The organism is Corynebacterium efficiens YS-314 (genome assembly GCF_000011305.1).
GTDB classification, from domain to species: Bacteria; Actinomycetota; Actinomycetes; order Mycobacteriales; family Mycobacteriaceae; genus Corynebacterium; species Corynebacterium efficiens.
Genome location: NC_004369.1, coordinates 568,422 through 587,977 on the forward strand (window position 1 = coordinate 568,422; position 19,556 = coordinate 587,977).

Below are 19,556 nucleotides of genomic sequence, written 5' to 3' on the forward strand. Positions count from 1 at the left end.
CACGCAGGAGGGTGTCGCGTTATTTGGATTGGGTGCCGGGGGTGTGGTTAAATGTCTGAGTCGTCTGCGTAGGTCGGAAGTGATGGTGCTTTTCCGAATCATGCTTCCGAGACCCCTCGACGCCACCATGTGTGAGTGTTCGTTGCCTTCGAAAATGAAGTGTGTGTAGACGCCGGTAGGACAAAGACCACGTGTGTTTGGGACGGAAATCCAGCACACATTAATCCAGGTCAGGAGACCAGTAGTGATTCAGCAGGAATCGCGTCTGAAGATCGCCGACAACACTGGTGCACGTGAAATCCTGTGCATCCGCGTTCTCGGTGGATCCACCCGACGTTTTGCTGGCATTGGTGACGTTATCGTCGCCACTGTCAAGGAAGCAGCCCCCGGCGGCAACGTGAAGTCTGGCGAGATCGTCAAGGCTGTCATCGTGCGCACCAAGAAGGAGACCCGTCGTGCCGACGGTTCTTACATCTCCTTCGATGAGAACGCCGCCGTCATCATCAAGAACGACAACGAGCCACGCGGTACCCGCATCTTCGGCCCTGTCGCACGTGAACTCCGCGAGAAGAAGTTCATGAAGATCGTTTCTCTCGCACCGGAGGTGATTTAAGAATGAAGGTCCACAAGGGCGATATGGTTCTGGTCATCTCAGGTCCAGACAAGGGCGCTAAGGGCAAGGTCATCGCGGCTTTCCCGAAGACCGAGAAGGTTCTGGTCGAAGGCGTTAACCGCATCAAGAAGCACGTGGCCAACTCCGCACCCGAGCGTGGTGCAGAGTCCGGCGGAATCGTGACCCAGGAAGCTCCCATCCACGTGTCCAACGTGATGGTCATCGACGCCGATGGAAACCCCACCCGTGTTGGTTTCCGCGTTGACGAGAACGGCAAGAAGGTTCGCGTCTCTCGTCGTTCCGGGAAGGATATCTAATGGCTGAGAACTACACCCCGCGTCTCAAGTCCCGCTACCAGGACGAGATCCGCCCCAACCTGCAGACCCAGTTCGAGTTCTCGAACGTCATGCAGATCCCGGGCGTCACCAAGGTTGTCGTGAACATGGGCGTCGGCGACGCTGCCCGTGACTCCAAGATGATCAACGGCGCACTCGAGGACCTCACCGCAATCACCGGTCAGAAGCCACAGCTTCGCCGTGCGAAGAAGTCCATCGCCAACTTCAAGCTCCGTGAAGGCATGCCGATCGGCGCGAAGGTCACCCTCCGCGGCGACCGCATGTGGGAGTTCCTGGACCGTCTGCTGACCGTGGCCCTGCCACGTATCCGCGACTTCCGTGGACTCTCCGACCAGCAGTTCGACGGCCACGGTAACTACACCTTCGGCCTCACCGAGCAGACCATGTTCTACGAGATCGACGTCGACAAGATCGACCGTCCCCGCGGCATGGACATCACCGTCGTCACCACCGCTGTGACCGACGATGAGGGTCGCGCACTGCTGCGCGAGCTCGGCTTCCCCTTCAAGGGCGAAGACGGCAAGAAGCAGTAAAACAGCTGTCATAGGCTGAACACACAGAAGGCACTCACCCGGCGAGGGTGGGTGCCTTTTGCGTCCCCGGGGGCTGCGGGGCTGCTAATATCTTCTCAGCAGTCGGGGGAGAAGGAGAGTTGTTGATGTCCAGGTCCGGTTTCACGCGCGTTGTGGCAGCGCTGCTGGCGGTGGTGATGATGATCGGCGTGACACCCGCCCACGCACAGGATGCCAGGACGCTGCGTGCGCTGACGTCCTCTGAGGGGATCGCGGACACCCGCGCCCCGGAAGGTGGGGCGCGGGTGGTGGTCTTCGGTGATTCCCACTCCTCCGGCACCAACGCCCCCTTCACCGCCGATGAGCGCGGTTGTCTCCGTGGCGCGGGTTCCTGGCCCGCCCAGCTGCAGGCGCGCCTCGGCCTGCCGACGGGAGAGCTTATCGACGCCTCCTGCAACGGCGCCTCCATCAACTCCGCAGGTCTGCACTTCTCCGATGAGGTCCGCCACGCCGAATCACTCGGGGCGATCGGGCCGCGCACCGAGGAGATCATCATCCAGTTCGGCAAGAACGACCACTGGGGCAACCCTGACATCAGTCTGCGGTACTCGGTGATCAACTGTCTCACCGATCTGGTCAACGGCTGCGGTGACCGGGCGGTTGCCGCCGGCACCATGCAGGACCCCGCGGCGGTGACCCCTGAGTATTATGCGCAGCGCATGGAACCGGTCATCGACTACCTGCGCTACTACGCCCCGAATGCCACCATCACCCTCATGGGGTACCAGGAGTACATGCCACGCACCGGTGGGGAGATCTGCGTCCGCCTGGGTGGTGTGGATATCCGCAAACCGGATGCCTGGGCACTGGTGTCCTATATGGACCGGCTGGAAGCTGCCATCGGCGGAGCTGCGGAGATCCTCAAGGTGGAGTATGTGGATCTGCGCGCAGCCACCGCCGGGCACAGCAGCTGTACCGTGGATCCCTGGGTCAATGGTGTCGTCGATGCCCGGGTCCCGGCGCTCGGGATGCCCTGGCACCCCTCGGTGAAGGGCGATGGGGTGACGGCGGGACTCCTCGCCGACCGCATCGCACGCGCCTAGATCAGAACTCCTCGTAGACCGCCGGGTCCTGATCCTTGATGCGCCCATCCGGGCGACCTAGCGCGGTGATGGCTGAGACCTCCTCATCGCTGAGGGTGAGGTGCACCGCCTCCAGGTTGGATTTCTGACGCTCCGGATTGGTGGACCGGGGAATCGGCACGATGCCCCGGGCATGGTGCCAGGCCAGGGCCACCTCGCCGCCACCCACGCCGTAGCGCCGGCCGATGTCGGTGAGGAGGGGTTCGTCGACAAGCCCACGCCCGTTGCTCAACGGGCTCCACGCCTCGGTGACAATACCGCGGGCGTTGTGCCACTCGACCTGCTCGACCTGCGGGAAGTAGGGGTGGAGTTCAATCTGGTTGACCACCGGCAGCTCGCCGGTCTCCGCCTCGAGTCGGTCGATGTGCTCGGGCAGGAAGTTGGACACCCCGATGTGGCGCACCAGGCCGCGGTCGCGGGCGTCGATAAGCGCCTGCCACGCCTGCACGTAGAGGTCGCGGTTGGGGTTGGGCCAGTGGATGAGCAGCAGATCGATGTGATCCAGGCCCAGGCGGTAGAGGCTCTCCTCGATGCGGGGGCGTGCCAGCTCGAACTCATGGAAGCGTCCCGGGAGTTTGCTCGTGACGATGAGCTCCTCGCGGGGCACCCCGGATTCGCGGATCGCGACACCGACCGCGCCCTCATTCTCATAGTTGTAGGCGGTGTCGATGAGCCGGTACCCCGTGCGGATGGCGGACACCATCGCCTGGACACCGGCCGCACCGTCGAGGTGGACCGTGCCGAAACCGATGGGTGGGAGATCAATCAGTGGTGTGGTCATGGCAGCCAGCCTAACCCAGCTCCCCGGCATAGTGGTTGAACTTGTTGCCCCGGACAAAGCCGGCGAGGAACATCCCGGCATCGCGGGCGGTGTCCACAGCCAGGGAGGTGGCTGCACCCACGGCGATCACCCCGGGGATGCCGGCCATCGCGGCCTTCTGCACCAGCTCGAAGGAGGCACGCGAACTCATCACCAGGATGGTGTCCCGCAGCGGGAGTCGACCGTTCATGAGCATGTGGCCGATGACCTTGTCGGCGGCGTTGTGGCGGCCGACATCCTCACGCACCACCAGCAGCTCACCATCGAGGGTGGCCAGGCCCGCGGCATGCACGCCACCGGTCTTGTCGAACATCTTCTGACGTTCCCGGAGTTTCTCCGGGAGGGTGATGATCATCCGCGGATCCGGGGTGATCGGCTCGATCGGCCAGCCCTTCTTGTCCATCAGCTGCTCGATGGAGGTGGTGCCACAGACCCCGCAGGCGGAGGATGTGGGCAGGTTGCGCTGCACGGAGACCAGGTTCAACTCACGCCGGGGATTAGCTGGCACCACATCCAGTTCGAGGACGTTGTAGGTGTTCTGGTTGTCCGGTCCCACCGCACCCGCGCAGTAGCGGGCGGTGGAGACCTCGGAGGCATCCCTGATCAGGCCCTCCGCCAGCAGCAGGCCGTGGACCAGTTCGATGTCGTGGCCCGGGGTGCGCATGGTGGTGGTGAGGTTGGTGCCGTTGACGCGGATCTCCAGTGGCTCCTCCACCGCGATGGTGTCCGGGCGGGTGTTGACGAACACCTTGGTCTCCGTGGACACCACCCGGGGGACCTGCAGATGCTGTGTGATTCTTCCCATCTAGTACTCCTTGGCAATCATCTCTTGGAGACGGGTGGCACCCGCCAGGACCCGGCGGGCAAGCGCCGCGGTGTCGGTCTCCGCAGCGACTGTTCCATCTGTGGCACGCTCTCCTCGGGTTGCCGCGATACCCAGCAGGAACGCCGTCATCGGGGCAGCCGGGCGGGAGGGGCCGTGCGCGACATCGCGGGTGAGATCGAGCAGCTGGGGCACGACGGCGTCGAGAAGCTCCCGGTCGATGTCGAACTCATCGCACACCACGCCCAACCACTCGTACATGCGGTCCATCCGGTCCGCTTCAGTGTCCTGGTCACTCACCAGCATCCGTCCTCTCAATATGAAACCCGCACCCGGTGCAACACGGGTGCGGGAAGGGAAAATCCCGCGGGGTTACCTGTCGGCGTCAGTTGGCAGCCCTACTTGTCAAGATCGTCTGCGTGGACCCCCAGCGGTTCCAGACGTACCAGCACCGACTTGGATGCCGGGGTGTTGGACTTCTCCGCCACGGAATCCAGCGGCACCAGCACATTGGCCTCGGGGAAGTAGGTGGTCACGCAGTCCCTGGCGGTGTCGTACTCCACCACCCGGAAATTCGGGGCGCGGCGCTCGCCGTCATCGAACACGGAGACGATATCCACCAGGTCCCCGTCACGCAGACCGCGGGCATGGCAGTCCTCGGGGTTGACGAACACCACGCGCCGCCCACCGCGCACCCCACGGTAACGGTCATCCAGGCCGTAGATGGTGGAGTTATACTGGTCATGGGAACGCACCGTGTTCATCAGCAGGTATCCCTCGGGCAGTTCGATCACATTGGTCTCATTGACCGTCAGCTGCGCCTTGCCGTCGGAGGTGTTGAACACCCGCTCGCGTGGACCGTTCGGCAAGAGGAAACCACCGGGATTCTGGATGCGCCGGTTGAAGTCGTGGAAACCGGGGATGGTGGCCTCGATGTGATCACGGATCACGTCATAGTCATCGATCATCGGCTGCCAGAAATCATCCCCGAAGGTCTCCCGGCCGATGGATCCGATGACATCACACTCGGACTTCAGATCCAGATCCCGGTTGGCGAAACGCTTGCCCGTGGAACCGTGGATGGCGCCGGCGGAATCCTCCACGGTGACGGTCTGCAGGCCGGTCTTCTGCACATCCCGGTCGGTGCGGGCGCGCACCGGCAGGATCAGGGATTTCTCACCAGGCCAGGCATGCGATCCATTGGGTTTGGTGGACACATGCACGGTCAGTTCATTGGACTGCATGCCCTTCTCCAGCACGGAGGTATCCGAGGCCACCCGCACCAGGTTGCCACCAAGGGACATGAAGAACTTCGTCTTGCCGTCACGCATGGCGCGCAGGGAATCCACGGTGTCCCAACCATCCTCACGCGGGACATCGAAACCGAACTCATCCTCGATGGCCTGGAGGAAGGACTCGGGCATCTTCTCCCAGATGCCCATGGTGCGATCGCCCTGGACATTGGAGTGGCCGCGCAGGGGAGCGGTACCCGCGCCGGGCTTGCCGATGTTACCGGTCAGCAGCAGGAAGTTCACCATCTCGCGGATGGTGTACACGGCGTTCTTGTGCTGGGTGACACCCAGGGTCCAGGACACCACCACGGTGTCGGCGGCCTCCACCATATCCGCGGCCTTCTGGATATCCCTGGCCGCCAGCCCACAACCGCGCAGCAGGGTCTCATCATCCAGGCTGTTCAGGTGCGCGATGGTCTCCTCGACCCCGGAGCAGAACTTCTCCAGGAAGGTATGGTCCAGCGCGTCACGGCGGATCAGTTCCTTATTCAGCGCCTGGAAGAACGCCCGGTCACCATCGAGACGGACCTGCAGGTACTCATCGGTGAGGTCCTCGGAGATACTCAGCGCACCCTTGACCGTCTGCGGGTCGCGGAATTTCATCAGCCCCGTCTCCGGCAGGGGATTGAGCGTGAGGATCTTGCCGCCGTTTTCTTTCAGTTTCTTGAAGGCACTGAGTGCACGCGGGTGGTTGGTGCCCGGGTTCTGCCCCACGGAGATGAGCAGATCGGTGTTGTGGAAATCCTCAATGACCACCGACCCCTTGCCCAGGCCGAGGGTTTCACTCAGGGCGCTGCCGGTGGATTCATGGCACATGTTGCCGCAGTCGGGCAGGTTGTTGGTGCCCAGGCGACGCGCCAGCAGCTGGAACATGTACGCCGGTTCATTCGGGGTGCGCCCGGAGGTGTAGAACACCGCCTCATCCGGTTCGATCCGTTTCAGTGTGGAGGCGATCAGCGCGATGGCATCCTCCCAGGAGATCGGGCGGTAGTGCTCATCACCGGAGGAACGGTCGTAGAACATCGGCTGGGTGATGCGGCCCTGTTTGCCCAGCCAGTGATCGGTTTTCTCCCGCAGGTCGAAGATGGAGTGCTCGGCCCAGAACTCCGCGGTCGCACGCTTCGGGGTGGTTTCCTCCGCGACGGCCTTGGCACCGTTCTCGCAGAATTCCGCGATGCTCAGCTCATGGGGTGCAGGCTCCGGCCAGGCGCACCCGGGGCAGTCGAAACCGCCGGGTTTGTTCATCGTCAGCAGGGGCAGCACACCCCTGTTGGGCACGACATGTTCCATCGCGTGGAGGACACCGGGTACCCCGGCCGCGGACTTCACCCGCCGACCCACATCCGGGTGGTCAAACTTGTTGGCGAGGGGATTGACACTGGAGATCTCAGGTGGGGTGGTCATGCAGCCAGTCTAGGTGATCGGGGGCACACCCGGGCCGGGGTGCTTGTCGACGAAAAGACCCCCACCACCACACCCCCGCGGGGAGGGGGATTGTTACGGGCCGGGATACAATACTGGAGGTCGCAGCACGCGATCACCACTTTTTCCTGACGGTGTGTGATCCCCTCCACCGTCCGTATCTCATCTCCCCACCGTGCATGGCGAATACGCAAGCACGTCCGTAGCTGTCCCGCAACCGTAGAGCCGGATCCCTGCACGGTGCTTTCCCGAAAGGCGAATGACCTTGAACACCACCACCCGTCGCATGGCCACCACCCTGGTTGCCGCCACCGCCACCACCCTCGCTCTCCTGCCGGCTGCACAGGCCGCTGAGTTCACCACCGCCCGTGACTGCGTCGACGCCGACAATGTCTGGGTCTACGTCGAATACGGTGAGGATTCTGACAAGGAGCCCACCGGCGCCTGCGCCACCGAGTTCAGCAACGGCTTCGAGGCCCTGGAGTCTGCAGGCTTCGAGTTCACCTACTCCGAGAGCGACTTCGGCCGCTTCCTCACCGGCATCGACGGTGTCGCACCGACCTGGACCCCGGAGAACCCGGTCTTCTGGAGCTACTGGAACGGCACCGTGGCCGAGGACTACACCGTGGCCTACGAGTCCTATCAGGTCGGCGCGTCCATCTCCACCCCGGAGGCCGGCAGCGTCGAGGCATGGTCCGTCAGCGACGGTTCCGTCGCCCCGGCGCTGGCGCAGCTGCCCGAGCCGGTTGAGGCATCCTCCTCCGTGGGCTCCTCCCAGGGCGGTATCCTCGGCGGCCTGCTGGGCATGCTCGGTGGTTTCTTCGCCGCCCTGCAGTCCGGACTGCTGTCCATCCTGGGGCTGTCCTCCTAGCGTTCCCGGCCTCCTGCACCGGGGTGAACAGTGTTGCTAGCGTGGGGCCATGACTCCCACAGGACACGACCACCGGCAGACCGTGACGTTCTACATCCTCGGCGGCGCGGGAGATCTCGTGCGTCGTCTGCTCATCCCCGGTATGGCGGGGTACCTCCGGGAGTATGAGGGCACCCGGATCAACATCGTCGCCACGGGGCGTTCGGAGATCGACGACTACCCGCAGCTGGTGCGCGATTCCCTCGCCGCAGCCGGCACAGACATCGATGACCGGGTGGTCGACAGCCTGGCCGGGCATGCCTCTTTCCTGGCGTCGGATGCCACTGATCCGGCCGAGCTGCAGGAGCTGCTCGATTCCCGGGAACCCGGTGACCGCCCGGTGCTCTACTTCGCGCTCTCGCCTTCCGTGACCGCGCAGGCCGTCGATGCCCTGGCGGGGGTCACCCTGCCCGAGGGCATCGTGCTTGCCCTGGAAAAACCCTTCGGCGAGGACGCGGACACCGCCCGCGAGCTCAACGAGAAATTGTGGAAAATCACCGATGAGGAGCACATCTTCCGCGTCGACCACTTCAACTGCGAGACCGCCCTGTCGAACCTGGTCGGACTGATGGGCGCGAATGCGATCCTCTCCGCCGGGTGGAATAACAGGGCAGTCGAGAGCATTGAGATCGTCTATGACGAATCCCTCGGCCTGGAGGGACGCGCCGAGTTCTACGACAGCAATGGGGCTGTGCGCGACATGCTCCAATCCCACCTGCTGCAGGTCATGGCACACGCCCTGGCTGCCGACACCGATGACACGGTCACCGACATTCTCGCCGCCACGGACATCGATCCGGGTTCCGTCCGTCGCGCCCGGTACACCGCAGGCGAGGCGGGTGGCGAACAGCTGCCGGACTACGCACAGGAGGAGGGCGTGGATCCGGAGCGGGGGACCGAGACGCTCTTCCAGCTCACCGCGCACGTGGACACCGACCGCTGGCGTGGCGTGCCCATCACCCTGCGTTCCGGCAAGGCACTGGGGAAACCGCGCAGGGAGATCGCCATCTCCTACCGGCGCGAGGGCTACCCCGAGGAGGTCGAGCTGCAGCCGGGCAGCCGTCTGGTCTTCCCCTTCACCGATGAGGTGGTGCTCGAGGCGAATGTCTCCGACCATGGTTACAGCCACAACCTGCAGCGCGTTGAACTGCGCACCGAACTGGTGCCCTCGAAGCTGTCGGCCTACGGCCGGGTGGTGCGTGCCATCCTCGACATGAGCGACACCGCCGAGGTGCCCGCCGACGCCCCGGCCCGGGCCTGGGAGATCGTGGAGCCCGTGCTCACCGCGTTCGCCAACGACGAGGTCCCGCTGGAGGAGTACCCGGCGGGGTCAGCGGGACCTGCGGGCTGGTAGGGAGCTTGTCGACGCCCCACCCACTCAGCTGAAGCTGCGCTCCACACCGAACGCGGCGCGGCGGCTGGCGCGTCGTAAAGCACCCAGCACTGGTTTCGTGGTGAGCAACAGCAGCACGGAGGTGAACAGCGCGCGCCCCAGGTCCCACCCCAGGGACGTGGTGAGGGAGAACAACACGAAGGTGTGGAGGTTCTCCAGCACCGGAGCGCCCGGGGTGAAGGACAACTCGGTGGATACACCGATGGCATACGGCCAGAAGCTCATGTTCATCAGGAACCCGTAGCCGAGTGCGGCGACCACGGCGTAAACCACGATGATGAGTGTCTCCAACCGCCCGCGCACGGGCGGCAGCAGGCCCGCGCCGAAGGCGACCCAGGCCGCAGCCAGCATCTGATACGGCAGCCAGGGGCCGATGCCGGCGGTGAGCAACGCCGAGGCGAACAATCCGGTGTTGCCCAGGATGAACCCGAACCCGGGACCGAAGGCGCGACCGCCCAGGATGAGGATGAAGAACACCGCCTCGAAACCGGCGGTGCCCGCACCGAAGGGACGCACGATCGCGACCATGGCGCTGAGCACACCCAGCATGGCCACGGCCTTGACGTCGAAACCATCCTCGCTGATCTCGGCGACCACCGCAGCTAACACCAGTGGGATCACCAACGCCAGGTAGAGCGGGGCCTGTGCATCATCGGACAGGAACGACTCCGGATTCACAATCAGCGGCCAAAAGAAGATGATGATGCTCAACACCGCCAGCACACCCAGCGTGAGATAGGTCTTCGGTTTGAGGGCGATAGCGCTGATCACAGGGCACCGTCCCCAAGCGCGGCCTTCACCGCGGGCACGGTGAGCCAGTAGGACGGATCCTGGATACCGGCGGTGATCTTGGCCACCTGCGGGGCATAGGCGGGGGAGGCCGCGAGGATATCCACGGCCGGGCCGTCGGCGACGATCTTCCCCGATGCCATGAACAGCACCCGGTCCGCGCACAGGGCGGCGAACTCCACATCGTGGGTGACCACCAGCACCGCGTGACCGGTCAGCGCCAACTCCTTGAAACTGTCCGACAGGGATTTCTTACCGGCGTAATCCAACCCGCGGGTCGGTTCGTCGAAGAACACCACCGGTGGTTGTGCCGCCAACTGGATAGACAGTGCCAGGGAGAGTTTCTGCCCCTCCGAGAGATCCCGGGGATGCAGCTCATCGGGGATGTTCGGGGCCAGGGTGTCCAGGATGGCGCGGGTAGTGCCGGGCGCCGCGGCGGCATCCTTGTCGGAACGGCGCAGCTCCAGGCCCACGGAGGATTCATAGAGGATATCGGTCGGTGTCTGCGGCACCATGGACACCACGCGGCGACGGTCAGCGGGTTTGAGCTGGTGGGGATCCGACCATGGCATATCCGGGGTGGCGCCACCGCGGTTCCTGCGGGTATGTTTCCGGGCGGCGGCGTCATCATCATGGACCAGGACCGTGCCCTGGCTGCGTTTACCCGTGCCCTGCAGAGCCCACAGCAGGGAGGATTTCCCACACCCGTTACGGCCCATCAACACGGTGACCTCACCCTCATAGAGGGTCAGATCCACCCCGTCTACGGCACGGATCTCCGGGAAGTCCACCACGACATCCTCCGCCCGCAGCAGGGGGTTCGGCCGGGTGGTCTGCACCTTGGACACTACCAGCCCCCGCTGGAACAGGCGTCGGCGCATGGCATGGGAATGATTCCGGGCATCCCGGATGGACAACGGCAGCGGGGACCAGCCCGCCCAGCGGCCCAGTTCGATGACCGGGGGAGCCACATCCGCGGAGGTCATGATCTCCGCCGGGGTGCCGAGGGTGACCCGGCCATCCTGACCGACGTGGGCCACCCGGTCGACATACTGCAGCACGCGTTCAATGCGGTGCTCGGCCAGGACCACCGTCATGGCCAGGTCGTGGGCGAGTTTGGTCACCGTCGCCAGGACATCCTCCGCGCCGTTGGGGTCCAGGGCGCTGGTGGGTTCATCGAGCACCATCAGGGCCGGTCGGGTGGTCAGGACCGCACCGATGGCCACGCGCTGCTGTTCACCACCCGACAGCTCGGACAGCGGCACCCCACGCAGTTCGGCGATGCCGAGCAGGTCGAGGGTTTCCTCCACCCGTTTGCTCATCACAGCCGGGGGCAGACCCAGTTGCTCCATGCCGTAGGCCAGTTCCTCCTCGACGGTGTTGGTGACAAACGAGGCCGCCGGATCCTGACCGACCACACCCACCACATCGGAGAGCATGCGCGGCGGGAAGTCACGGGTGTCGCGCCCGACGACGCGGACATGACCGTCGAGACGCCCACCGGTGGCGTGCGGCATCGCGCCGGTCATGGCGTTGAGCAGGGTGGATTTCCCCGAGCCGGTACGCCCGAGAACCAGGAGGATCTCACCTTCGTGGAGGGTGAGATTGACATCCCGGATCTGGGGTTCCGCCAGGGTGCGTTCATCGGTGTAGTAGGAGGCGGAGACATCCTCCAGCTCCAGGACCGGGGCATCCGACCACGCCTCGCGTTTGACGGCGGTGCCGGTGGTTCCGGTGACGCGGTTGTGGTTACTCATGTAACGCCTCTTTCTTGGGGGCCGTGGCAGCAGCGGTGGCGACAACCGGGAAGCTCGCGGTCACCGCTGCCGGCTCGGGGTTCCTGCGGTGGCCCCGGCCTGCAGGTGTGCGCCGGGTGGGCCCGGCTGGTGTCGTGTCCGGGGTGGTGTCCGTTGTGGTGGCCACGCGTGGTGTCCGGCGCCGGGCGCGGAAGGAGTTGCGCGGCAACCGGGGGGTGAAGATACCGGGGGCGGTGGCGACCACCAGAGCGAGGATGACCAGGAGGGGTACCTGCGTGGGCATGTGCAGCGGGATCCAGGTGGTCACCATCGATGCTGGATTGAGGTTGTATTCCACCAGGGCGGCGGCGAGGGGAACCAGTCCGGACAGGGCGGTGATCCACTCCGCGCCCGCCCACGGCAGCTGGTCGTAGGTGGTGGAGGTTTTTCGTCGAGAAGCGATGAATAGGGAGATCACCAGGAACCCGACGCCCACGATGAGGATCGGCACCGCCACGAACATGGGGGCACCGGCATCCAGCACCACGAAGATGCCGATGGTGGCACCGATGATGCCCAGGGCACCGAACGCGGACGTGATCCGCTGCTCAATGAGCGGGGTGTCGGCGCGACGGCCGTAACCACGGGCATCCAGAGAACTGGCCAGCGCGAGGGAGCGGTCCAGGGTGTCCTGGAAGACGGGCATGAGGATCCTGGCGAACCCACGGATGCCGCCGGTATCATCACCACGCAGCGTGCGGGCCCGGTGGATGCGGTACGCCGATTCCGCCATCTGCGGGGCAATCGAGATACCGATGACGATGGCGGTGCCCAGATCACCCAGTGCGCCGGGTAGCGCCTTGACCAGCTTCTTCGGATCTGCCAGGGAGTTGGCGGCACCCACCGCGACGATCATGGTGCCCAGCACCAGTCCCTGGGTGGCGCTCATCAACAGCCCCTCCGCATAGACCGTGCCGAACACATTGATGCCCGCCGCCCACTCCGGCAGATCGAAGGAGGGGATGCTGAACAGTTCCTGCTGGCCGATCTTGGCACCGACGAGGATGTGCATGACCACGCGGTAGACCACGATCCACCCGCACAGGATGAAATAGATGGGGAAGGCACGTGCCCAGGGGGAGGCCCCCCGACGCTGTGCGACCACGAAACACAGGACGACCAGTGCCATGGCCAGGACGTAGAGGTTGGTGGTCAGGCTGACGGTCCCGGCGATACCCAGGGCCCACACCCACCAGGCCATGGGGTGGATCAGACGCCTGGACAGGAGATAACGCTTGATTGTCTTCACTGTGTTTCACATTTTCCAACTATGTGGCCACCCTGGTGGGAGACCGCAACCGGGAGGGTCACCCGTGGACTTCCCCACGACGCAGCACCCAGGTGGCGGCGGCCGCCCCACCGAACAGGGCGATGAACGCCAGGGCCAAGCCGATGGTCCAGGCGCGGGATAACCCGCCGGTGTCCTGCGCACTCGTGGCATCGTACTGCGGGGTGATCACCTGCCCGTCGGCGCTGAGTTGGTTGGTGTCCTCCAGAGCCGGGGCGGTCATCACGCGGGTGCTCTTCGGGTCGGGTTCCTCGGTGGTGGTCTCCGCAGACTCGCCTGTGCCGGTGGCTGCGGACACAGCGCCACCGGCGGAACCCGGTGCCTGTGCACTGCCACCGGGTGCGGCACCCGGTGCGGTACGTGTCTGCGCTGCCCGTGATGCTGCGGCGACCAGTTCGTCATATTCCTGCTTGGTGATCCGGTTGCCCTCGGCATCGGTGAAGACAAGCACCTCATCCGGATTGTCAGGATTCTGCTCGGGGGTGGGTTCACCGGACTGATTCGCTGTGGAGCCATCCTGCGGTGTCGGGGTGGCCTCGGGTGTCCAGGTGAATGCCGGGACGGTGGGCATGGGCGAGTCCCGGAGGCTGCCGGAACGTGTGCTGGTCTCGGTTGTGGTCGTGGACCTGCTCACCGGCACTGGTCCCGGTTCCACACCCGGACCCCACGTCCAGGCCTCGACTGTGCCGGGCTGCGGGGAACGCGCGTGGGCGCCGAAATCACTGTAGGTCCAGGAGTTGGCTCCCAGTGGTGCGTGCCAATAGGTCCAGTAGGCACTGGCAGGGGATGCGGTCAGGCACTTGTCCACGCTGGCATCGGGGAAGCTGTTGATGCGACAGATGAATTCAGGGAATTTCTGGGTGCCCTCAACAGAGAAACCAGCGTTGATCAGGGCCTGATATCCGGTTCCCCCGGCCGCTGAACAGGCGAGTGGGTAACCCTCCACCATCACGGTGACTTCATCATCGGAACACGGAGTGGTGGTGGCGGCCTGTGCCGTGGGTACCCACGGCGACATGGCCAGCGCAACCCAGGCCACCACCGTGACGATGACCATCCTGGTCAGCGTGGTTTTTCTGCTGAGGTTCAACATGATCTATCTCCTAGAACTGTACCGGGAGGAAGGCAGCGGTGCCGGTGAAACCGATAACCGCAGCGATGATCGCGGCGATGGCGCCGAGCACACCAAGGAAGATTCCTCCCTCGGAGGAACCACTGCTGGAGCCATCAGAATCAGACGGGGCCGGGTCTACCGGATCAGGATCGACCGGATCAGGATCAACCTGCTCCGGGTAGAGGGTCTCAGAGGATGCATAGCTACCACCGACGAAACCGAGGGCCGCCTGGGCTGTGGCGCGACGGATCTGATCGGACACGGTGGTTACAGTGTCCACATCGCTGATCTTGTAGGCGAATCCACCACGAAGCTCCTCCGGTGCGGAGTCGTCGAATCGCACGGCATCCAGGAAGGCGTGGTTGCGCTCGAAGGCATCCAGGTCGCCGGCATAGGCGAAGGCACCGGCTGCAAGGGCGGTGGAGTTGACGTTGATCCCGGCGAACCGGCTGTTGATGCCGCCTTCAGGCGTGGTGTTGTTGCGCAGGTACTGCAGGACGCTCCTGGTGGAGGTGGCTTCAGCACCACGGACCAGCGCGAGTGCCTGACCGGCCATACCCGTGGTGTCGGGATCCACGGAGGTGCAGGTCGGAGGTGTCGCCGGGAACAGTGGGACACCGCCATCCTCGCAGATCTGGCTCTCCAGGAAATCCGCTGCCTTGCTGGCAGCCTCGGTCTCGCCAGCGCGTGCCAGGGCGATGACAGCCCACGCCTGGGAGAAGTTCTGTGCGTCGGAGGTGGGTTCGCCGTCGGTTTCGTTCATCAGGCGGCCGTTGTCCTGGATCGCATCGACCAGCTCTGCGATGTAGGTCTCATTGCGCTCACCGCGGGTGTTCTGCAGCGCGACGAACTTGGCCATGCGACCGGCATCCACCTCACCCAGGAAGTACACGAAGTCATCGGCGTTGTCGACCAGGGCCTCGTAGCTGCGATCCGCCTGGTCATGATGCATGTCCAGGGCATCGAGGGCGAAGATGAAATCGGCGGTCAGGCCGAGGTCAGCTCGGCCGCCGAACGGGCCGTCGACCAGCCCGTCGCCTCTTTCCGTGAGCTGCGCTGCCAGGAAGCTCGCGGTGCTCTCGAGCTCGGAATCGGTGGGTGGTGTTGCCGCAACAGCGGTGTGGGGGGTGATGAGTGCGATGCCAGTTGCCAGAGCCAGGGCTGTGGCAGCGGTGCGTGTCCCGAGAAGCGCCATGAAGGCAGGTCCTATTCTTTCTGGGAAACGTTTCTGAGCATCCCGGAAGAAAGGCTGACATGCCTGACTACGGGCTTCAGAACCGTAGTCCTCGACGGTTGTGAGCCAACAGTTCTGCTCTGGGTGTTCCGACTCGGTGCACGATGCACCACACGGTTGCGGGTCAGTGCCGGATTCACACCGGACTTCCCCCAGAAACAAACAGTAGGTACCTCGTACTTTAGAAATCATTCACACCAAGGTCAATGTGAGCTGTGAACGGCCTGCCCCCGTCGTGTGGCGCGGGTATGCGTCAGGGAGTCCGGTGTGTGTTCGGGAACCAGTAGCGACGGAACCCGTTCCGGGTATCTTCATAGTTACCACCGGCGCGTTCGATCACGCGACGCGATGCCGGGTTGTCCTCCCGCACGGTCAGGAGCACGGGTGTGACCCCCAGGGCCTGCGCCTCCGCCAGCCCGAGCGCCAGCGCCGTCCCCGCCACCCCGCGGTTGCGGTATGTGGGCCGGACCGAATAGCCGATGTGCCCGCCCTGCTCCAGCAGAAAGGGGGTGAGGGTATGGCGGATCGCCAGGAAACCGAGCAGCTGCCCGCCGGGATCGGTGATCCATCGGAAGTCACAGTGCACGAAACCCTCCGGAGTCGGGATCGAGGTGTCCGCCCACCGTGCACGGTCGGTGATATAGGCCTCGAACGCCGCCCCGGACAGCTCCGGCCGCCCTTCAAACCCCGATCCGTCGATCGGGCCATCACCAAACTCGGCCAGGCACGAGGCCCACTCCCGGTACCCGCCGGCGTCGGGTGCTGTCAGTCGGTACATGCCATGACAATAGACGCTTGTCGACGCCCCGACCACCGCTCGCCGCACCCTCCCTGAGGGGCGTGCGGCGTGGGGCGGTGGGCGTCGACAAGCGCGTTGGTGGGGACTTGTGTTATAGGGACGGCGTCCTGTACGCTGTCCGTTTGGACTTCAAGACACAACTCAATAGAGGATCTGTGCCTTTGTAGTTCATGTAAAACGTAAACACACCTACTTTGTTGTAGGCCCCCCGCCGTCTCAGCGGCCCGAGTGGGAAATGGTGGCGAGCAAACCGGCTATTGAGTCGGGGAGCGCAAAGTTGCCAGAAAACACCCGGTCAACGCTTCTGGTGGGTAGGGAACCCCAACGAGAAAGGCATCAGGTCACTCTCTATGACCATGACTGATCCCATTGCCGACATGCTGTCGCGCGTGCGCAACGCAAACAATGCGCACCACGACACCGTGTCGATGCCATCCTCCAAGCTCAAGGCGAACATCGCCGAGATCCTGAAGCAGGAAGGCTACATCGAAAGCTACACCGTCGAGGACGCCAAGGTCGGCAAGACCCTGACCCTCGAGCTGAAGTACACCGGCAACCGCGTGCGTTCCATCGCCGGTCTGCGTCGTGTCTCCAAGCCGGGTCTCCGCGTGTACGCCAAGTCCACCAATCTGCCACAGGTCCTGGGCGGCCTGGGCGTGGCCATCATCTCCACGTCCCAGGGCCTCCTGACCGACCGTCAGGCTACCGAGAAGGGCGTAGGCGGAGAAGTTCTCGCCTACGTCTGGTAAAGGGAGGATTGACTAACTATGTCACGTATCGGTAAGAACCCGATTGCCATCCCATCCGGTGTTGAGGTCAAGATCGACGGCCGCCTGGTCGACGTCAAGGGTCCTAAGGGCAACCTGAACGTCACCCTGCCGGAGCCGATCACCGCATCCATCGAGAACAACGAGATCCTCGTTACCCGTCCGGATGACCACCGCAACAGCCGTTCCATGCACGGACTGTCCCGCTCCCTCGTCAACAACCTCGTTGTTGGCGTGACCGAGGGCTACACCATCAAGATGGAGATCTTCGGTGTCGGTTACCGTGTTGCACTGAAGGGCAAGAACCTCGAGTTCTCCCTCGGTTACTCACACCCAGTGCTCATCGAGGCTCCGGAGGGCATCACCTTTGCGGTTGATGGCACCACCAAGCTCTCGATCTCTGGTATCGACAAGCAGAAGGTTGGACAGGTTGCAGCTGTGATCCGCCGCCTCCGTAAGGATGATCCTTACAAGGGTAAGGGCATCCGCTACGAGGGTGAGCAGATCCGCCGCAAGGTCGGAAAGACGGGTAAGTAAGCAATGAGCAACACTGAAAACAAGCAGAAGCGCGTTTCCGTCGGTAAGGACATCGCGACTCGTCGTCGCGTTGCCCGTGCACGTCGCCACTTCCGCATTCGCAAGACCCTGCGTGGCACCCCTGAGGCTCCACGTCTGGTCGTCCACCGCTCCTCTCGCCACATGCACGTCCAGATCATTGACGATCTGGCAGGCCACACCCTGGCCGCTGCCTCGTCCATCGAGCCAGAGGTCCGTGCAGTCGAGGGAGACAAGAAGGCCAAGGGCGCTAAGGTCGGTCAGCTGATCGCCGAGCGCGCCAAGGCAGCCGGCATCGAGCAGGTCGTCTTCGACCGCGCGGGCTACAAGTACCACGGCCGCGTCGCAGCACTTGCCGACGCCGCACGTGAAGGTGGTCTGAAGTTCTAATGATGACCATTTCTAAGAACATCAACGGAAGGATTGCGTAATGCCGGGACGTGAACGGCGTGACGGCGGTCGATCCGCCGACGAGAACAAGTCAAACGATCGCAACGAGCGTCGTGGCGGAGGCCGCCGCGATGACCGTCGCAATCAGCAGCAGGACGAGCGCTCCCAGTACATCGAGCGCGTCGTCACCATCAACCGCGTTTCCAAGGTCGTCAAGGGTGGTCGTCGCTTCAGCTTCACCGCTCTCGTGATCGTTGGCGACGGCCAGGGCATGGTCGGTGTCGGATACGGCAAGGCCAAGGAAGTTCCCGCAGCTATCCAGAAGGGTGCAGAAGAGGCTCGCAAGAACTTCTTCCGCGTCCCCATGGTCGGCGGCACCATCACCCACCCAGTTCAGGGCGAGGCAGCAGCAGGCATCGTCATGCTGAAGCCAGCTGCTCCAGGTACCGGTGTCATCGCCGGTGGCGCAGCCCGTCCAGTTCTTGAGTGCGCTGGTATCCAGGACATCCTGTCCAAGTCCCTGGGATCTGACAACGCTATCAACGTCGTCCACGCCACCGTGGACGGCCTGAAGCAGCTGGTCCGCCCTGAAGAGGTCGCAGCCCGTCGTGGCAAGACCGTCGAAGAGGTTGCTCCGGCACGTATTCTGCGCGCTCGCGCAGGTCAGGAGGCGTAAGAAATGGCGCTGAAGATTACCCAGGTCAAAGGCACTATTGGCACCAAGCCAAAGCATCGCGACAATCTTCGTTCCCTCGGTCTGAAGCGTATCCGCCACTCTGTGGTCCGTCCCGACACCCCTGAGGTTCGCGGCATGGTCCAGGCTGTACGTCACCTGATCGTCGTCGAAGAAGTGGCGGGGGAGTAGGTAACAAATGAGCGATCCAATCAAGCTCCACGATCTGCGCCCTGCAAAGGGCTCAAACAAGGCCAAGACCCGCGTCGGCCGCGGTGAGGCATCCAAGGGTAAGACCGCTGGCCGCGGCACCAAGGGCACCGGCGCCCGCAAGCAGGTTTCGGCAGCATTCGAGGGTGGCCAGATGCCACTGCAGATGCGCCTGCCGAAGCTCAAGGGCTTCAAGAACCCGAACAAGGTTGACTACCAGGTGGTCAACGTTGCAGACCTGGCCGAGGCATTCCCACAGGGCGGCGACATTGCTGTTGCCGACATCGTGGCTGCCGGCCTCGTTCGCAAGAACGAGCTCGTCAAGGTTCTGGGCAACGGCGACATCAGCGTCAAGCTGAACGTCACCGCCCACAAGTTCTCCGGTTCCGCGAAGGAAAAGATCGAAGCCGCTGGCGGCTCCGTCACCACCGCATAAGAGCTGTAGAAGCAAGTAAGGCCCCCGCTCCCGGGTTACCCGGGGGACGGGGGCCCTATTGTGTTGTGGGGTGGGCGCGTGACAAAAACTGTTGTTTTGTGAATGGCGTCCTGGGGTTTTACCGGGCGCTGGGGTGTAAACCAACGGAATTTGTCACCGGGGTGCGGCGGGGACATGGGGGAATGACAAAAACTGTTGTTTTGTGAATGGCGTCCTGGGGTT

At 63.9% G+C, this 19,556-nt stretch carries 22 protein-coding genes and 1 riboswitch; of the genes, 12 read left to right on the forward strand and 10 right to left on the reverse strand.

What is annotated here, in order from left to right; all coding sequences use genetic code 11:
- The first annotated feature begins 244 nt into the window (after nt 1-244).
- From rplN to CE_RS02840, 4 genes are all read left to right on the forward strand, one after another.
- Nucleotides 245-613 (forward strand): 50S ribosomal protein L14, encoded by a 369-nt coding sequence (gene rplN, locus CE_RS02825; RefSeq protein WP_011075030.1) that lies wholly within the window; start codon nt 245-247, stop codon nt 611-613.
- A gap of 2 nt (nt 614-615) precedes the next feature.
- Nucleotides 616-930 (forward strand): 50S ribosomal protein L24, encoded by a 315-nt coding sequence (gene rplX / locus CE_RS02830; protein WP_006769793.1) that lies wholly within the window; start codon nt 616-618, stop codon nt 928-930.
- Nucleotides 930-1,502 carry a 50S ribosomal protein L5 gene (gene rplE / locus CE_RS02835; RefSeq protein WP_006769792.1) on the forward strand — a complete coding sequence of 191 codons (573 nt, stop codon included), beginning with the start codon at nt 930-932 and terminating at the stop codon, nt 1,500-1,502. Before rplX ends, rplE begins: the two co-directional genes overlap by 1 nt.
- Before the next feature lie 176 nt (nt 1,503-1,678).
- Complete coding sequence (locus CE_RS02840) at nt 1,679-2,584, forward strand: SGNH/GDSL hydrolase family protein (protein ID WP_407921249.1); 906 nt, start codon at nt 1,679-1,681, stop codon at nt 2,582-2,584.
- 1 nt (nt 2,585) lies between these two features.
- Here CE_RS02840 and CE_RS02845 read toward each other — a convergent pair whose 3' ends face one another.
- The 4 genes from CE_RS02845 to CE_RS02860 form a co-directional block, all read right to left on the reverse strand.
- Nucleotides 2,586-3,404, reverse strand: coding sequence for an aldo/keto reductase (locus CE_RS02845; RefSeq protein ID WP_035109766.1), 819 nt, complete (start codon nt 3,402-3,404; stop codon nt 2,586-2,588).
- A gap of 10 nt (nt 3,405-3,414) precedes the next feature.
- Nucleotides 3,415-4,248 (reverse strand): formate dehydrogenase accessory sulfurtransferase FdhD, encoded by an 834-nt coding sequence (gene fdhD / locus CE_RS02850; protein ID WP_006769789.1) that lies wholly within the window; start codon nt 4,246-4,248, stop codon nt 3,415-3,417.
- Nucleotides 4,249-4,572 carry a DUF6457 domain-containing protein gene (locus CE_RS15500; RefSeq protein ID WP_006769788.1) on the reverse strand — a complete coding sequence of 108 codons (324 nt, stop codon included), beginning with the start codon at nt 4,570-4,572 and terminating at the stop codon, nt 4,249-4,251.
- Nucleotides 4,573-4,664: 92 nt separating this feature from the next.
- A complete protein-coding gene (locus CE_RS02860) occupies nt 4,665-6,962 on the reverse strand; it encodes an FdhF/YdeP family oxidoreductase (RefSeq protein WP_006769787.1) in 2,298 nt (765 codons plus the stop codon).
- A gap of 277 nt (nt 6,963-7,239) precedes the next feature.
- On the opposite strand from CE_RS02860, the gene CE_RS02865 reads away from it, so the two are divergent.
- Entirely contained in the window at nt 7,240-7,851 is a 612-nt protein-coding gene (locus CE_RS02865) for a hypothetical protein (protein WP_006769786.1), read from the forward strand.
- Nucleotides 7,852-7,900: 49 nt separating this feature from the next.
- Nucleotides 7,901-9,244: a glucose-6-phosphate dehydrogenase gene (locus CE_RS02870; RefSeq protein ID WP_006769785.1), complete on the forward strand. Its 1,344-nt coding sequence runs from the start codon at nt 7,901-7,903 to the stop codon at nt 9,242-9,244.
- 24 nt (nt 9,245-9,268) lie between these two features.
- Here CE_RS02870 and CE_RS02875 read toward each other — a convergent pair whose 3' ends face one another.
- From CE_RS02875 to CE_RS02900, 6 genes are all read right to left on the reverse strand, one after another.
- Nucleotides 9,269-10,054, reverse strand: coding sequence for an ECF transporter S component (locus CE_RS02875; protein WP_006769784.1), 786 nt, complete (start codon nt 10,052-10,054; stop codon nt 9,269-9,271).
- A complete protein-coding gene (locus tag CE_RS02880) occupies nt 10,051-11,829 on the reverse strand; it encodes an ABC transporter ATP-binding protein (protein WP_006769783.1) in 1,779 nt (592 codons plus the stop codon). Before CE_RS02880 ends, CE_RS02875 begins: the two co-directional genes overlap by 4 nt.
- Nucleotides 11,822-13,069 carry an energy-coupling factor transporter transmembrane component T gene (locus CE_RS02885; protein WP_006769782.1) on the reverse strand — a complete coding sequence of 416 codons (1,248 nt, stop codon included), beginning with the start codon at nt 13,067-13,069 and terminating at the stop codon, nt 11,822-11,824. The genes CE_RS02880 and CE_RS02885 overlap by 8 nt, the downstream gene beginning before the upstream one ends.
- A 106-nt stretch (nt 13,070-13,175) precedes the next feature.
- Nucleotides 13,176-14,249, reverse strand: a complete 1,074-nt coding sequence (locus CE_RS02890; RefSeq protein ID WP_006769781.1) for a hypothetical protein — start codon at nt 14,247-14,249, stop codon at nt 13,176-13,178.
- A 10-nt stretch (nt 14,250-14,259) separates the two neighbouring features.
- Entirely contained in the window at nt 14,260-15,465 is a 1,206-nt protein-coding gene (locus CE_RS02895; RefSeq protein ID WP_006769780.1) for a terpene cyclase/mutase family protein, read from the reverse strand.
- Nucleotides 15,466-15,586: 121 nt separating this feature from the next.
- Nucleotides 15,587-15,657, reverse strand: a riboswitch (cobalamin riboswitch).
- A 100-nt stretch (nt 15,658-15,757) separates the two neighbouring features.
- Entirely contained in the window at nt 15,758-16,282 is a 525-nt protein-coding gene (locus CE_RS02900) for a GNAT family N-acetyltransferase (RefSeq protein WP_006769778.1), read from the reverse strand.
- Between the two features lie 371 nt (nt 16,283-16,653).
- Between CE_RS02900 and rpsH the strand changes: the two genes are divergently transcribed.
- From rpsH to rplO, 6 genes are read left to right on the forward strand one after another with little or no spacing between them, the layout of a single operon-like run.
- Complete coding sequence (rpsH, locus tag CE_RS02905) at nt 16,654-17,052, forward strand: 30S ribosomal protein S8 (RefSeq protein ID WP_006769777.1); 399 nt, start codon at nt 16,654-16,656, stop codon at nt 17,050-17,052.
- An 18-nt stretch (nt 17,053-17,070) separates the two neighbouring features.
- Nucleotides 17,071-17,607 (forward strand): 50S ribosomal protein L6, encoded by a 537-nt coding sequence (gene rplF / locus CE_RS02910; RefSeq protein ID WP_006769776.1) that lies wholly within the window; start codon nt 17,071-17,073, stop codon nt 17,605-17,607.
- Between the two features lie 3 nt (nt 17,608-17,610).
- Complete coding sequence (gene rplR, locus CE_RS02915) at nt 17,611-18,015, forward strand: 50S ribosomal protein L18 (protein ID WP_011075039.1); 405 nt, start codon at nt 17,611-17,613, stop codon at nt 18,013-18,015.
- A 40-nt stretch (nt 18,016-18,055) separates the two neighbouring features.
- Nucleotides 18,056-18,691 carry a 30S ribosomal protein S5 gene (rpsE, locus tag CE_RS02920; RefSeq protein ID WP_006769774.1) on the forward strand — a complete coding sequence of 212 codons (636 nt, stop codon included), beginning with the start codon at nt 18,056-18,058 and terminating at the stop codon, nt 18,689-18,691.
- 3 nt (nt 18,692-18,694) lie between these two features.
- Nucleotides 18,695-18,880 (forward strand): 50S ribosomal protein L30, encoded by a 186-nt coding sequence (gene rpmD / locus CE_RS02925; protein ID WP_011075040.1) that lies wholly within the window; start codon nt 18,695-18,697, stop codon nt 18,878-18,880.
- A 7-nt stretch (nt 18,881-18,887) separates the two neighbouring features.
- A complete protein-coding gene (gene rplO, locus CE_RS02930) occupies nt 18,888-19,334 on the forward strand; it encodes a 50S ribosomal protein L15 (protein WP_006769772.1) in 447 nt (148 codons plus the stop codon).
- Nucleotides 19,335-19,556 lie beyond the last annotated feature (222 nt).